Annotated in this window: 10 protein-coding genes; 2 read left to right on the top strand and 8 right to left on the bottom strand. The window is 71.3% G+C overall.

Translation table 11 applies throughout. From position 1 onward, the window contains the following. Window positions 1-79: 79 nt before the first annotated feature. Window positions 80-1,942: a cellulase family glycosylhydrolase gene (locus CRP56_RS37775; protein ID WP_097274837.1), complete on the bottom strand. Its 1,863-nt coding sequence runs from the start codon at window positions 1,940-1,942 to the stop codon at window positions 80-82. Between the two features lie 87 nt (window positions 1,943-2,029). Continuing rightward, a complete protein-coding gene (locus CRP56_RS37770; protein WP_097271842.1) occupies window positions 2,030-3,994 on the bottom strand; it encodes an elongation factor G in 1,965 nt (654 codons plus the stop codon). A gap of 226 nt (window positions 3,995-4,220) precedes the next feature. Here CRP56_RS37770 and CRP56_RS37765 point away from each other — a divergent pair, with 226 nt between their 5' ends. Then, entirely contained in the window at window positions 4,221-5,324 is a 1,104-nt protein-coding gene (locus tag CRP56_RS37765; protein ID WP_097271840.1) for an XdhC family protein, read from the top strand. A 19-nt stretch (window positions 5,325-5,343) separates the two neighbouring features. Here CRP56_RS37765 and CRP56_RS37760 read toward each other — a convergent pair whose 3' ends face one another. Beyond that, window positions 5,344-6,264, bottom strand: coding sequence for an aminoglycoside phosphotransferase family protein (locus CRP56_RS37760; protein WP_097271838.1), 921 nt, complete (start codon window positions 6,262-6,264; stop codon window positions 5,344-5,346). Window positions 6,265-6,320: 56 nt separating this feature from the next. Further along, on the bottom strand, window positions 6,321-6,821 hold the full coding sequence (locus tag CRP56_RS37755; protein ID WP_097271836.1) for a metallophosphoesterase family protein: 501 nt from the start codon (window positions 6,819-6,821) through the stop codon (window positions 6,321-6,323). A 159-nt stretch (window positions 6,822-6,980) separates the two neighbouring features. Here CRP56_RS37755 and CRP56_RS37750 point away from each other — a divergent pair, with 159 nt between their 5' ends. Next, window positions 6,981-8,936, top strand: coding sequence for a glycosyltransferase family 2 protein (locus tag CRP56_RS37750; protein WP_097271835.1), 1,956 nt, complete (start codon window positions 6,981-6,983; stop codon window positions 8,934-8,936). 70 nt (window positions 8,937-9,006) lie between these two features. Here CRP56_RS37750 and CRP56_RS37745 read toward each other — a convergent pair whose 3' ends face one another. The 4 genes from CRP56_RS37745 to CRP56_RS37730 form a co-directional block, all read right to left on the bottom strand. After that, window positions 9,007-9,825 (bottom strand): class I SAM-dependent methyltransferase, encoded by an 819-nt coding sequence (locus CRP56_RS37745; RefSeq protein WP_143664968.1) that lies wholly within the window; start codon window positions 9,823-9,825, stop codon window positions 9,007-9,009. A gap of 55 nt (window positions 9,826-9,880) precedes the next feature. Further along, complete coding sequence (gene rfbB, locus CRP56_RS37740) at window positions 9,881-10,855, bottom strand: dTDP-glucose 4,6-dehydratase (protein WP_097271832.1); 975 nt, start codon at window positions 10,853-10,855, stop codon at window positions 9,881-9,883. Continuing rightward, on the bottom strand, window positions 10,852-11,919 hold the full coding sequence (locus CRP56_RS37735) for a glucose-1-phosphate thymidylyltransferase (RefSeq protein WP_097271831.1): 1,068 nt from the start codon (window positions 11,917-11,919) through the stop codon (window positions 10,852-10,854). Before CRP56_RS37735 ends, rfbB begins: the two co-directional genes overlap by 4 nt. Before the next feature lie 140 nt (window positions 11,920-12,059). Further along, entirely contained in the window at window positions 12,060-14,498 is a 2,439-nt protein-coding gene (locus CRP56_RS37730) for a SpoIIE family protein phosphatase (protein WP_179851215.1), read from the bottom strand. Window positions 14,499-14,674 lie beyond the last annotated feature (176 nt).

The raw sequence follows: 14,674 nt of genomic DNA, 5'->3' as shown, positions 1-14,674 counted from the left end.
GCGGGTGCGGTCGGGTGTCGGGTGCGGGGTGCGTCGTGGCGAACGGCCACGACGCACCCGCACCCGCCACCCGACCTTCTCAGCTGAACTTTGCCGCCATCCAAGTCGCCAGCTCGGCCTTGGCCGCGTTCAGCACGGTCGCCGACGGTGCCGTCGCCCCGTTGGTGACCAGCGCGTAGTGCAGGGTGCCGGAGTCCGCGTCGGTGAGCAGCAGGCGTCGGCTGCCCGTACCGCCGGGTTCCGGGGCCGTGCCGATCGGGGTCGAGGACGTGTAGGCCGGCGGGGCGTACGCCGTGCCCAGGTCGGAGACGACCGTGGTCGTCGCGGTCGGGAAGGAGGCGGGCAGGTGCAGTTCGGTGGGGGCCGTGCCGCTGCCCGAGCGCCACACCAGCAGGCCGTACTGTCCGGAGCCAACCAGTGCGGACACGTTCGGCAGTGAGCTGGGCACCTGGTTCCAGGTCAGGGTCGTGGAGCCGTCGCGGGAGCGGTCCTCGTAGGTGAAGGCGAGGGTGCTGCCGGAGGTCGCGCTCGGGTAGAGGCGGTCCAGGAGCCTGGCGTCCTGACGGAGCGTCACCACACCATTGTTGTCGAGGCGTACGGCGGACAGGTCCTCGTCGTTCCAGCCGTCCCCGCTGGTCTGCACCTTGTCGGGGTTGCCGTTCATCAGCTCGCTGTGGCGGCCGTTGTAGATGTCCCACTGCCACTGCGAACCGGACAGCACCGGGCCCGAACCGGCGGGCGAGGCCCACCAGTTGGCGCCCTTCACCCGGGAGTCCATGGCCTGGTACATCGCCTTGAGGACGGTCGGCGCCTTGCCGGCGGTGGAGCCGTTGAGGGGGTGGCCGAACTCGCTGACGACGGCCGTGGTGCCGAGCGCCGCGGCGCGGTCGCGGACGGCGCCGAAGTCGCTCACGTACTGGCCGTCCGAGGCGTTGCCCCACATCAGGATGCCGGAGATGGCCTTCTGGTCGTAGAAGTGGGTGTTGAAGACGTACCGGGAGCCGATGGAGCCCGCGTCGAGGAGGCCGCCCTCCTCCTTGCTGACGTTGCCGTTCCAGAAGAGGTTGGGCTCGACCAGGGCGGGCTTGTCCTGCCAGCCCGCCGCGTCCATGCGGGCCCGGAACCTCACATAGAAGGGCCACAGCAGGTCGCGTTCCCAACTGCGGCTGGCCTGGCCGGAGTCGTAGGTGCCGGCGTACGGCTCGTTGTAGGGGTCGAAGCCGAGGACGCCGGCGAACTCCTCGGTGCTCACGTTCTGTTTGATGTACGCCATGACCTTCTGGGCCGTGGTGAGGAAGGCGTCCTGGAGGCCGTGGGCGTTGTGCCAGAAGTCGTACTGGGCGGCCTTCACCGCGCCGTTCTGGGTGATGTTCTGGCCCCACACGAAGCAGATCCCACAGGACTCGTCGGGGTAATTACCCAGGTCCACCGCCCACTTGGGGGCGCCGTCACCCGTGTACCAGCTGTCGTCGTCGAAGAGGTACCGGGAGTAGAGGTCCTGATGGAAGTCGGGGTAGACGCGGATGCCCGCGTCGAGGAAGGCGCGCATCTGGGCGGTGGCGGCGGACAGGTACGCGGTGTCGACCTGGCCCTGCACCGGTTCGGCGTACGCCCAGGAGAGCAGGAAGCGGACGGAGTTGCCGCCGCCGAGGGCACGCAGGGCCTTCGCCGACTTCTGGGCGTCGGCGACGGAGGCGAAGGGCAGGCCGTGGTTCTCGGCGAGCTTGGTCTCGCCGGAGACGTTGTAGCCGCGCAGCACGACCTCGCGGCCGTGTCCGTCGACGAAGCGACCGCCGGAGACCGTGAGCGCCGTGCCGTCGAAGGGGAGGGAGTCGGGGACGGTGGCCGCGGTGGCGGGCGGGGAGCCCGCCACCGTGAGGAAACCGCAGAGTCCGCACAGGACAACCAGAACAGCCAGCAGACGGGCCCGCATATTCGGCATGTTCACTACAGTCCGGTGATATCAGGACACCGTCAATACCTTCTGACTCATGAGTAAGTCTCAGGTTTTCTCGGCCCTTTGACCCCACTAACCCCTTCGACCCGTTACGTTCAGCAGATACTCCTTGCGGTTGAGCGGGTTGTGGTCGGTGCGCGGACGCTCGGGGACGTCGTCCCCGCCCGCCACCGGCGCGTAGTCCTCGAAGGCGCTCTCCCACTCGGCCTCGCCGCGGGTCAGCCCGGGCAGCCGCTGTTCGAGGCCGTGCACCCGGGCCGCCGGGACCACGCCCTCCAGCACGCACAGCGCGCCCCGCGTCTCGGTCGTCTCCGGCACCGCGCGCGCCGCGGACAGCACCGGCAGCAGCGCGCCCAGCGTGTCCGCCGGGGCCTCCAGCCGGAACCGGTGCATCGGCTCGTACACCCGCGTGCCCGCCCGGCGCAGCGCCTCGGCGAGGACCAGCGGGGTCAGTCCGCGGAAGTCGGCGCCGGTGCTGGACATGCTCTTGTCGAAGCCCTGGTGGGCGTGGCTCTGCCGGGGCCAGTAGCCGGAGTGGGTCATGGTGACCGCGCAGTCGGCGACCTGCCAGCCGTGCAGCCCCTGGGCGAGAGTCTCGCGGACGGTGTCCTCGACCGCCCGGAAGAAGGCGTACGGCATCGCGCCCAGCTCCACCTCCAGGCCGAAGGTGACGCCGGTGCCGGGCGGGGCCGGGTCGACGCGCAGCCCGACCGTGGCGAGGAAGGGGTTGGCGTCCTTCTTGATGAACTCGGCGGCCGCGCCCGTCCCCGCCGGGCGTTCGATGCACAGCGGCGTCGTCTCCCGGAAGCCGACGGCGAGCCCGAACTCCTCGGCGAGGGTGGCCTCGATGACCTCCTTCTGGACCTCGCCGTAGAGGGAGACGGAGAGTTCCTGGCGTACCTCGTCGTGGCGCAGGTCGATCAGCGGGTCCTGCTCGGCGAGCTGGGTGAGGGCCAGGTGCAGGTCCCGGCGGTCGGTGCCCGGGCCGGGGACGACGACGGTCTCCAGGGTCGGCGGGGAGAAGAAGTGGCCGTGCCGCTTGCGGGGTTCGCCGATCGTGTCGCCGATGCGGATGTCCCCCAGCCCCCACAGCCGCGCGATCCGGCCCGCCGGGACCGCGTCCGCACGGACGTCCGTCCCGTGGTCGAAGACGCTGACCGCGGTGACCCGGCCCTCCTCGCGCGCGGGACCGAAGGGAACACGGTCACGGGTGCGCAGGGTGCCGGAGAACAGCCGCGCGTACGCGACCTTCTCCCCCGCCGGACCCCGCTCGACCTTGAACACGCTGCCGGAGACGGGCCCTTCGGGGTCGCCGTCGGCGGCGGGCAGCAACTCCTTGATCCCGTCGATCAGTTCGGGCACCCCGGCGCCGGTGACGGCCGAGCCGAAGTACACCGGGTGGACGAGGGCCTGCCGGGTCTGGGCGACGAGAGCGGCCCGCAGCCGCCCGTCCGCGAGAGTCCCGTCGAGGTACGCGGCGAGCAACTCGTCGTCATGGTCGGCGAGGACGTCGGGCGCCACCGCGCGCGGCACGAACCCCGCCTCACGCGTGCCGAGTCCGACGGCCCGGCCCATCGGCACGATCGCGGGTGTGAGCCGCTCGGCGAGGGCGTCGAGGACCCCGTCGTACCGTGCCCCGCGGCGGTCGATCTTGTTGACGAAGACCAGTGTGGGGATGCGCAGCCGCTGGAGCGTCCGCATCAGGACGCGGGTCTGGGCCTGGACGCCCTCGACGGCCGAGACGACCAGCACGGCCCCGTCGAGCACGCCGAGGACGCGCTCCACCTCGGCGATGAAGTCAGGGTGGCCGGGGGTGTCGATGAGGTTGACGGTGATGTCGTCGACCACGAACGAGACGACGGCCGACTTGATGGTGATGCCGCGCCGGCGCTCCAGCGCGAGGGTGTCGGTCTGCGTACTGCCGGCGTCGACGCTGCCGATCTCGTCGATCACCCCGACCGAGTGCAGCAGCCGCTCGGTCAGACTGGTCTTACCGGCGTCGACATGGGCGAGAATCCCGAGGTTGAGCAAGTGCACGAAGCGTCATGTCCTTCGAAGAGGGGGTCATTCCTTCTTGGGTGGACATGCGTGCAGGGCGCACTACTGCTCTCCTTCATCGATCGCCTACGGGTCCCTTGCAGTGCAGCAGATCGGCGCGCGGGGCGGCAACGGATTAACGGCCCACCCTCGGGTGGAGTGTGGCGATACGGAGCTGCCGACGGCCCGGATGCGACGCTTGCGGCGGTCATGAGAGGAGCGGATCGTGCGTGAGATTCTCCCGGCGCTGAGCGCCTGGTACGCGGCGGGAGCGCCGTTCGGGCTGGCGACCGTGGTCGCGGTGAGCCGCAGCGCGCCGCGTGATCCGGGTGCCGCGATGGCGGTCGGGCCCGGGGACGAGGTCGTCGGCAGTGTGTCGGGGGGATGTGTGGAGGGGGCCGTGTTCGAGCTGGCGCAGGAGGTGGTGGCGAGCGGGGAGGCGCAGCTCCAGACCTTCGGGTACAGCGACGAGGACGCCTTCGCGGTCGGGCTCACCTGCGGCGGCGAGATCACGCTGCTGGTGCGGCCCGTCACGCCGGCGCTCGACCCGGCGTTCGGCGAGGTCGCCGCGTCCGTGGCCGCGGGGCGGCCGGTGACCGTGGCCACGGTGACCGACGGTCCGGCGCCGCGCGGCGCGACCCTCGCCGTGTGGCCGGACCGGGTCGCCGGGACCCTCGGCACGACGGGCCTGGACGTGGCGGTCACCGCCGACGCGCGCGGCGAACTCGCCCTCGGGGCGACGGGTCTCAGGCACTACGGTCCGCGCGGCGAGCGTCGGGAGGACGCGGTGAGTGTCTTCCTGCACTCCTTCGCCCCGCCTCCGCGGATGCTGGTCTTCGGTGCCATCGACTACGCCGCCGCGGTCGCCCGGATCGGTGACTTCCTCGGCTATCGGGTGACGGTTTGCGACGCCCGCCCGGTGTTCGCCACCCCCAAGCGCTTCCCGCCGGGCGTGGAGGTCGTCGTGGACTGGCCGCACCGCTACCTCCAGGGCACCGACACCGACGAGCGCACGGTGATCTGCGTCCTCACCCACGACCCCAAGTTCGACGTCCCGCTGCTCCAGGAGGCGCTGCGCCGGCCCGCCGCGTACATCGGCGCGATGGGCAGCCGGCGTACCCACGACGACCGGATGAAGCGGCTGGTCGACGCCGGACTGACCGACCGCGAGCTGTCCCGCCTGCGCTCCCCGGTCGGCCTCGACCTCGGCGCCCGTACGCCCGAGGAGGTGGCCGTCTCCGTCGCCGCGGAGATCGTCGCGCTGCGGTGGGGCGGCACGGGCACCCCGCTGACGGCGACCGGAGGCGCCATCCATCCCCGGGGAACCTGAGGGAGGAAGCCGTGGGGCCTCAGCCGTGTCGCCGGTGATCCTCGAGGACCTGCTCCAGGTGATCGAGGGCCGCCGTCACCCGTGCGGGGTTCTGCTGGAAGAACGGGTCGTCCGGCACCGGCAGCGACCCGGCCAGCGCCCACCCGCGGGCCCGCGCCCAGGTCGCGTCGTCGGCGTCGACCGCCTCGCGGAAGGCGTCGCGGCCCTGCGGCGGCAGGAACATCCACGCGGGCTGGAGGTCGACCGCCGGGTCGGCGACGGCGAGCGTCCCGAAGTCGATGACGGCGCTCAGCCGGCCGTCCCGCATCAGCAGATTGCCCGTCGCCAGGTCACCGTGGATCCACACCGGCGGCTTGTGCCAGGCGGGCGCCGCGAGGGCCGCCTCCCACACCTCCGTCACGGCGTCGATGTCGACCGTCCCCGTCCGCGCCAGCGCCTCCAGCTTGGGCCGGACGCGCGCCTCGGCGGCCAGCGAGTCACGCGGGTCGCCCATGGGGACGCCACGGAAGGCGTTGCTCTGCTCGGGACCGGGACCGCCGGTCGCGTCGATGCCCTTCAGCGCGTTGACGAACCCGGCCAGATCCAGCCCGGCCCGCACCGGGTCGGCGAGTGCCTCGGTGGTCGCCGTCTCGCCGTCCAGCCAGCGGTACACCGACCAGGGGTAGGGGTAGCCCTCGCCCGGTTCGCCGATCTCCAGCGGCTCGGACACGGTCAGCGGCAGCTGCGGGGCCAGCCGGGGCAGCCAGCGGTGCTCGCGGGCCACCTGCCCCGCCCAGTGGGCGTACCGCGGCAGCCGTACGGACAGCTCGTCGCCGAGCCGGAAGGTCGCGTTGTCCATGCCGGACTGCGGCACCGGGGCGAGCGGGAGGTCGGCCCATTGCGGGAACTGGACGGTCAGCAGACGGCGTACGAGCGTGGTGTCGATCAGCACGCCGTCCATCTCAGCGGGGCGACGGCGGCAGCGTCCAACGAATTAGAGGGTTACCGCTCAGGGGGTTACCGCGGAGGCAGCCGGTGCAGCAGCACGTCGTCCAGGCGGCCGTCCTCGACGGTCGCCGTCATGTACGTGCAGTGCGGCTGGCGCCGCCGGTCCGTCGGGGAGCCGGGGTTGAGCAGCCGCAGACCGGTCGGGGCGGTGGTGTCCCAAGGGATGTGACTGTGTCCGAAGACCAGCACGTCGGCGTCGGGGAACCGGGCGGCACAGCGTGCCTCGCGGCCCTGCGCGGGGCCGGTCTCGTGGACCATCGCGAAGCGCAGGCCGCCGAGTTCGGCGTACGCGACCTCCGGCAGCCGGGCCCGCAGTGCCGGTCCGTCGTTGTTGCCGTAGACGCCGACGAGGCGGCGGCTGAGCCGCTCCAGCAGGTCCAGGGTGGCCGTGTCGACCCAGTCGCCCGCGTGGAACACCACGTCGGCGCGCGGGAGTTCCGCCAGCAGCGGGTCCGGCAGCGCCTTGGCGCGCTTGGGCAGATGGGTGTCGGACAGCAGAAGCAGACGCACGCGGTCAGACTATCCGGCGAAGATCGTCAACCTTGACACGATCGGTATGCGATCCGAGCGGTGGTCGCAACATCAACCACTGCGGCGGCGGGTTAGCATCTGGCCACAAGCACCGCACCATGACAGAAACGACAAGCGACCCAAGGGGGACCGAGCCTCATGCCGGTCAAGGTCAGCGTCGTCGTCCCCGTGTACAACCCCGGGGTTTACATCGAGGACTGCATCGCGTCTCTGAAGAGGCAGTCACTGCCTCCCGACGAGTACGAAGTGATCTTCGTCGACGACGGTTCCACCGACTCAACGCCCGGCCGGCTCGATGAGCTCGCTGCCGAGGACCCACGCGTGCGAGTCATCCACCAGGAGAACTCCGGCTGGTCCGGCAAGCCCCGCAACGTCGGGATCGAGGCCGCCCGGGGCGAGTTCGTGATGTTCGTCGACAACGACGACTACCTCGGCGACGAGGCCCTGGAGCGGATGTACGACTACGGCGTGGCCAACGGCGCCGATGTGATCGTGGGCAAGATGGCCGGCAAGGGCCGTCCCGTGCCGGTGGAGCTGTTCCGCCGCAACCGCCCGCACGCGAGCGTCGAGAACGCGCCCCTGATCGACAGCCTCACCCCGCACAAGATGTTCCGCCGGGCCTTCCTCGACGACATCGACCTGCGCTTCCCGGAGGGCAGGCGGCGCCTCGAGGACCATGTCTTCATCGCCGAGGCGTATCTGCGCGCGGAGAACGTGTCCGTGCTCAGCGACTACGTCTGCTACTACCACGTACGCCGGGACGACGCCTCCAACGCCGGTTTCCAGCAGTTCGAGCCGGCCGGGTACTTCAAGAACCTGCGCGAGGCCCTCGACGTCGTCGAGACCTACACCAAGCCGGGCGATCTGCGGGACCGCCTCTTCCGGCGCTGGCTGCGCAACGAGATGGTCGAGCGGATGCGCGGCCGGCGTCTGCTCGGGCTGCCCGAGGACTACCGCCGGGCCCTGTTCGCGGAGATCCACTCGACCGTCGTCGACCGCTTCGGTCCCGGTGTCGCGGCCGGTCTGCCGCCCGCCCAGCGGGTGGTGGCCGCGCTGATCACCGCCGACCGCTACGACGACCTCGTGGCGTTCGCCGAGTGGGAGGCCGGGATCGCCCTGAAGGCCGTGCCGGAGGGCGTCGAGTGGCGGGACGGGGTGCTGGAGGTCTCGCTGAGCGCCGAGTTCACCTCGGGCGGTGAGCCGATGCGGTTCCCCGCGCGGGGCGCCCTGGCGCAGGACGTTCCGCCACTGGACGCGGCCGAGGCGATCGCCTGGGTGTGCGCCGACTCCGTCGCCCGCTTCGACAAGGCCGCGGGCGATCTGCTGCTGCGGGAACGGACCAGCGCCGCCCAGCACTTCCAGCCCGTGCGGGTCGTCCGCGAGACGGTGCCCGACAAGGGCGGCGACCAGGTGCGGCTGGTGCTGCGGGCGACGGCGTCCGTCGATCCCGCCACGGCGGCGGGCGGGGCGGCGCCGGACAACGGTCTGTGGGACGCCTTCGTGCGGGTCCGGCTGGGCGGCTGGACCAAGGAGTCCCGGCTGGGTCCGGCCCCGGCCGAGAACCGGCCCCGGCCGCAGGCCGGTCTGGGCGGCGGGCGCCTGGTCCTGCCGTACTGGACCCATCCGCACGGCAATTTCGCTCTCGACGTGGACCGGGCGACCAAGCGGCTGGGCCTCGACCGGGTCACGCCGGGCACCGTCGCGGTCGACGGCGCCCGGATCAGCACCGCCGTGCCGTTCCAGGTCGCCGAGGAGACCAAGGTGGTGCTGCGGCTCGGCGCGGCCGAGATCGTCGATGTGCCGGGCACCCTCTCCCCCGCCGCGGACGAGCAGCTGGGGTCGGTGCTGGAGGCCGATCTGCCGCTCGCCGAGCTGAGCGGCGCGCGGTGGCGGGTGGCGCTGTGCCCGGTGCCGAACGCGCCCGAGCCGCGCTTCCTCGTGCTGCCGCTCGCCCTGCGCGTCTCCGGGGACACCGTCCGTCCGGTGGCCGCGCCCGGCCACGGCGGTGCGCAGCGGCTGGCCCGCAAGGTCCGGCGCACCCTGGGCAGGGTGCTGCGCGGGGCGGCCCACCGGGTCAGGAACCGCGGCAAGTAGGCGACAGCACATGAGCGCGGCCCCCATGGAGTCCATGGGGGCCGCGCTCATGTGCTGTCGGGGACCGGGATCACTTCTTGGCGTAACGCGCCTTCAGCGCACTGCGCTTGTTGGTGCCCTCGGCGTTCTTGCCCTTCTCGATGATCACCAGGTTGTGGTAGAAGTGCACGCCCACGACGTTGAGGTCGGTGTAGCTGGGCTGGTAGTGCTCGTCCACGAACTCCTCGTAGTTGAGGCCGTCCGTCAGCCGCTTGAGCATCGCCATGCTGGTGTTCGGGTCGTCGAGGTCCTCGCTGCCCATCCACTCGGGCCAGTACGACGACTGGGTGTCCTCGACGACGTAGATGCCGCCGTCCTTGAGGCGCGGGAAGAGCGTGGCGAACGTCGTCAGCACGTGCGGGGGACGGTGGCTGCCGTCGTCGATGATGACGTCGAGGTCACCGATCTTGTCGGCGACGGCGTTCAGCGACGACGGGTCGGACTGGTCGCCGATGAACGTCGTGATGCGGTCCTCGTCGACATGGGACTTGTCCTGGATGTCCATGCCGAAGATCTGCGCCTTCGGGAAGAACGCCTTCCACATGCGCAGCGAGGCGCCGCCCTGGCCGGGCCGGTTGTAGCCGCCGATACCGATCTCCAGCAGGTTGAACTCCTCGTTCTTCAGGTGCTGGAGGTGCCTCTGGTAGTGCTGGGTGTAGCGGTGCGCGCCCCACTTGTCCGTCTTGAAGTGCACGGCGAGTTTGTTGAGGTCGTGGGAGATGGCGTCGATCCCGGTGGGCTTCTTCTTGACCGGCTGGGGCGGCTGACCGGAGATACGTCGCTTCAACTGGCGTACGACACGCACGTTCTTGTCACCCAACACGTTCTTCACAGTTGTTCTGATCGACATAGCTCGACGTATTCCTTTCCTGGGGCCGACGGTCGGGCCCACGGTCGGACCGTGCTTAGTGAGGGGTGATGCGTCGCTTGAGCGGCTCCCACCAGGTGCGGTGGGCGCGGTACCAGGCGACGGTGTCGGCGAGGCCGGCGGCGAAGTCGTGCCGGGGAGCGTAGCCGAGTTCGGTGCGGATCTTGGTCCAGTCGACGGAGTAGCGCAGGTCGTGGCCCTTGCGGTCCTCGACGTACTCGACCATGTCCCAGCCGGCGCCGCAGGCCTGGAGCAGCAGCCCGGTGAGTTCCTTGTTGCTCAGTTCCGTGCCGCCGCCGATGTTGTAGACCTCGCCGGCCCGGCCCGCGGTGCGGACGAGGTCGACGCCCTGGCAGTGGTCGTCGACGTGCAGCCAGTCGCGGACGTTGCGGCCGTCGCCGTACAGCGGGACGTTCCTGCCGTCGAGGAGGTGGGTGATGAAGAGCGGGATCACCTTCTCCGGGAACTGGTGCGGCCCGTAGTTGTTGGAGCAGCGGGTGACGCGGACGTCCAGGCCGTGGGTGCGGTGGTAGGCCAGGGCGAGCAGGTCGGAGGAGGCCTTGGAGGCGGAGTACGGCGAGTTCGGCGCGAGGGGGTGGGTCTCGGGCCAGGAGCCCTCGTCGATGGAGCCGTAGACCTCGTCGGTGGAGACGTGCACGAACGGGCCGGTGCCGTGCCTGAGGGCGGCGTCCAGCAGGGTCTGGGTGCCGACCACGTTGGTGAGCACGAAGTCGCCGGCGCCGGCGATCGAGCGGTCCACATGGGACTCAGCGGCGAAGTGCACGACCTGGTCCGCGTCGGCCATCAGCTTGTCGACCAGCTCCGCGTCCCGGATGTCGCCCTGCACGAACTCCAGGCGGGGATGCTCGAGTTCGAGGTTGTCCAAGGTGCCGGCGTAGGTCAGCTTGTCCAGCACGGTGATCCGGGACGCGTCGGAGTCCGCCGAGGCCAGGAGCCTGCGCACGTATTGGGAGCCGATGAAGCCGGCGGCGCCGGTGACGAGGAGGTTCATGAACGGATCTGCACCTTGCTGTGGTCTCCGAGCACTAGACGATGGGCAGCGGGCACACCGGTCGTCGGGGTCACCTCGACGTGCCGGCCGATGAGGGAGGACTCTATACGCCCCACGCCCCGGATCGAGGAGTCCCGCAGCACGATGGAGAACTCCAACTCGCTGTCGGTGACCCGGCAGTTCTCGGCGAGCGAGGTGAAGGGGCCGATGTAGGAGTCCTCGACGACGGTGCCGGAGGCGATGATCACGGGTCCGACGACACGGGAGTTGACGATCCGCGCGCCTTCTTCGAGGACGACCCGGCCGACGAGCTCGGAGCGTTCGTCCACCTCGCCGTCGATGCGGTGCGCGACGGTCTCCAGGACGGTGCGGTTGACCTCCAGCATGTCGGTGACGTTGCCGGTGTCCTTCCAGTAGCCCTTGATCACCGTGGAGCGGACGTCGGCGCGCGCGTCGATGAGGTGCTGGATGGCGTGGGTGATCTCCAGTTCGCCGCGCCAGGACGGGGCGATGGCCCGGACCGCGTCGTGGATCACGGGCGTGAACAGGTAGACGCCGACCAGGGCGAGATCGCTCTTGGGGGTCTCGGGCTTCTCCTCCAGGCCGATCACCTGGCCCGCGGCGTCGAGCTCGGCGACACCGAAGGCGCGCGGGTCGGGGACGTGGGTGAGCAGGATCTGTGCGTCGGGGCGGTGGGCGCGGAACTCGTCGACGAGGGCGGCGATGCCGCCGACGATGAAGTTGTCGCCGAGGTACATCACGAAGTCGTCGTCGCCGAGGAAATCGCGGGCGATCAGCACCGCGTGCGCGAGGCCGAGGGGGCGTTCCTGGGGGATGTAGGTGACCTCCAGGCCGAACTTCGAGCCGTCGCCGACCGCTTCCTCGATCTCGGCGGCCGTGTCCCCGACGATCATGCCGACCTCGGTGATCCCGGCGGCCGCGATGGACTCCAGGCCGTAGAAGAGGACGGGCTTGTTGGCCACGGGAACGAGTTGTTTGGCCGAGGTGTGGGTGATCGGCCGCAAGCGGGTACCGGCACCGCCAGAGAGGACTAGAGCCTTCATCTGGTTCACCTTAGTCCCGTCCCCCGTGGCCGGCCTTGCGTGATGTGGCTTGCGTGCCACGGAAAGGCCGAGGTGACGCGGGGTGGCTTCGGTCGAACGGTGCCGTGGGCGATCGGTGCACGGTGCACTCGTACGAGTGGTCAGAAGGTGACCTCGCTCCACACCTGTTTGCCGCCGCTGACCGGCAGGCTCCCCCAGGCCGCCGACATGGCCTCGACCAGCAGGATGCCGCGGCCGCCGGTGGCCTCCCAGCCGATGCTGGTGGGCTTGACCGGGGTGCGGGGCGAGGCGTCGGCGACGGCGATGCGCAGCCGGTGGTTGACGAGGGTGAGGTCGAGGCGGACCCGGCCGTCGGTGTGCACAAGGGCGTTGGTGACGAGTTCGGAGACGATGAGCAGGACGGCGTCCTGGGCGTCCTCGGGCACGTTCCAGGAGCGCAGGGTGCGCCGGGTGAAGCGGCGGGCGTGGCCGACGGCCTGCGGGACCCGCCACACCGTCCAGTTCTCGCGCAGCGGGCGGGTGGCCATCCCGTCGTAGCGCACCAGGAGCAGGGCGACGTCGTCGCTGCGGCGGGCGTTGCCGAGCAGGGCGTCGGCGACGAGGCCGAGGTGGGCGGGGTCGGAGGCGGACAGGCCGTGGGCGAAGCGGTCCATGCCCTCGTCGATGTCGGCGTCGGCGGACTCCACCAGCCCGTCGGTGGTCAGGGCGATCAGGGTGCCGGGCCGCAGCCGCAGCGGGGTCATCGGGAAGTCCGCCTGGGCGACGACGCCGAGCGGCGGGCCGCCCTCGGTCTCGGCGATCTCGGTCGTGCCGTCCGGGTGCCGCAGCACCGGCGGGAGGTGGCCGGCCCGGACGCACCAGGCGGAGCCCTCCTCCATGTCGAGGTCGACGTAGGCGCAGGTGGCGAAGAGGTCGGTCTCCATGTCCGTCAGGAGCCGGTTGGCGTGCGAGACGACGACGTCCGGGGGGTGGCCCTCGACGGCGTAGGCGCGCAGGGCGGTGCGCATCTGGCCCATGAGGGTGGCGGCGCCGGCGCTGTGGCCCTGGACGTCGCCGATGACGAGGGCGACGTGGTTGTCGGGCAGCGGGATCACGTCGTACCAGTCGCCGCCGAGCTCCAGTCCGGCCGTGCTCGGCAGATAGCGGGCGACGGCGGTCGCGCCGGGGAGCTTGGGCAGCCGGCGGGGCAGCAGCTGGCGCTGGAGCATGCCGACGAGTTCGTGTTCGGCGTCGAAGGCGTGGGCGCGCATCAGGGCCTGCCCGGCGAGCCCGGCGGAGGCGGTGAGCAGAGCGCGTTCGTCGGGACCGAACTCGTGCGGGGTGTCCCAGCCGATCAGACAGGCGCCGGCCATGCGTCCCGCGGCGGACAGCGGCAGCACGGCGAGGCCGCCGGGGCCGACCTCGGCGAGGGCGGGCTCCAGGGCGGTGCCGGCGGGCCAGATCTGGGCGCGGCCCTCGCTGAGGGCGGCGGCGAGGGTGGGCATGGCGCGCACGGGGGCGTCGGGCCACTCGGTACGCCACTCCAGGCGCCACAGCTCGGGCCAGGACTCGGGGTCGGGCGGGTCGAGGACGGTGACGACGAGCCGGTCGTTCTCCAGCTCGGCCAGCGCGATCCGGTCGGCGCGCAGCGGCTTGCGCAGGGCGGAGACGACGGCCTGGCTGACGTCGCGGACGGTGCCCGCGGTGGCGAGGGCGGCGGCCAGGCGCTGGACGCGGGCCACGTCGGTGACGTCGGAGCGCAGGGTGGAGGCGTCGGCGACGGTGCCGACGAGGCTGGCGGGACGGCCCTCGCCGCCCGGCAGCAGTCGGCCGCGCAGTCTGAGCCACTTGGGTGGCCCGGTGGGCTGCAGGGCCCGGAACTCCAGCTCGCGGTCGCCGAGGGACATGTGGTCGGCCTCGGTGACGGACATCAGGGCGGGCAGGTCCTCGGGCACGGTGAGCGCCAGCAAGGTCTCCACGCGGCCGTCGAAGTCCTCCCTGCGCATCGCGAACAGGTCCAGGATGTCGTCGCCGACCTCGATGCGGCCGGTGTCCATGGCGAGGCTGAACGCGCCCGAGGACAGTTCCCCGCCCTCGGCGGCCGCGGCCGGGGCGGGGCAGGCCACGGCGTCGGCGAGGAGCTCCAGGCACTTGCGGTCATCGGTGTCGAAGCCGTCGCGGCGCTCGCTCACGGCGACGAGACAGCCTCCGCCGTCGCGGCGGGCGGGCAGAGCCGCCAGATGGAAGTCCCGGGACGGCAGGCGGCGCGCCTCGGCGCACTCGGCGAGCTCCTGCGGGCCCAGCCAGGCCGACCGGCCGCCGCGGTGCGCATCGGCCACCGGGGAGCCGCCGGCCAGGGGGTAGGCGTCCCGCAGTCCGAACAGGGTGCGGGGTACCCCGGCCGCGTCCACCAGGCAGAGCAGCTCGCCGTCCTCGCTCGGGGCGTACACGGCGGCGAAGGAGGCCCTGGCGAAGACGAGCACCTGTTCGAGGACGCTCCGCAGCCGTTCGGGTGAGCCGGGACCGGCCGTGACCGCTTTGAGGGCAACTTCGGCACGCAGCGTTCTCGTTCTGCGCCCCGCGGCTCCCTCACTGACCACGTCGCCATTACAGCGCTTATGAGACACGCGCGCAGCCCCTGTGACCGTTCCGTGGAGTGTCCGCGAGCGTCGGACGGGGGTCGGGATCGAAAGTCGCCGAACAAGTCTTTACGCATGCGTTCCGCACGGTGATCTCGTGACACCGGTGACTGTCCGTGGCCACCCCGCCCGATGGA

The organism is Streptomyces sp. TLI_55 (assembly GCF_900206255.1).
Lineage (GTDB): Bacteria > Actinomycetota > Actinomycetes > Streptomycetales > Streptomycetaceae > Streptomyces > Streptomyces aquilus.
This window is presented reverse-complemented; position numbering and strand designations above follow the sequence as displayed.